Here is a 440-nt window from a genome sequence, read left to right on the forward strand (position 1 = left end):
TGTCCAATCGCAAACGCGTGCTCTGCTTGCACTTTGGCGATAAAAGAACGTCCAGTCGGAGTGTTTAAATAGAGATAAGTTTCGGCGCCCATCGGCTCGGCTACGTCGATGATCGCGTCGATGCTGGTTTCACTTTTCGTATCAGAGACTTCGATATCCTCAGGACGCACGCCGAAGACGGCGGGCTTGCTACCTTGTTTCTTGGCGGCAGAAACCATGTGACCAGTCAATCTAAGTGTAAAGGCCGCCCCCTCCTCTGAAGGTTCTTCGGTAAAATACTGCTGTCCCTTCTCTTCAACACAGCTGCCGGGGAAGAAGTTCATGGGGGGCGAGCCGATGAAGCTAGCCACGAACATGTTTTGCGGGTCGTTGTAGAGTTTGAGTGGCTCGTCGACTTGCATGATGTTGCCGTCTTTCATGACGCAGATGCGGTCGCCCAT

General features: G+C 53.0%; 1 protein-coding gene. It reads right to left on the reverse strand.

Going from position 1 to position 440, the window contains the following annotated elements; all coding sequences use genetic code 11:
* A partial coding sequence (locus QEH52_RS20215) for a TOBE domain-containing protein (protein ID WP_308952769.1) occupies positions 1-419 on the reverse strand: 419 nt, incomplete at its 3' end.
* Positions 420-440 lie beyond the last annotated feature (21 nt).

The sequence above is a fragment of the Thalassobacterium maritimum genome (genome assembly GCF_031127805.1).
In the GTDB taxonomy this organism is placed as follows: domain Bacteria; phylum Verrucomicrobiota; class Verrucomicrobiia; order Opitutales; family Coraliomargaritaceae; genus Thalassobacterium; species Thalassobacterium maritimum.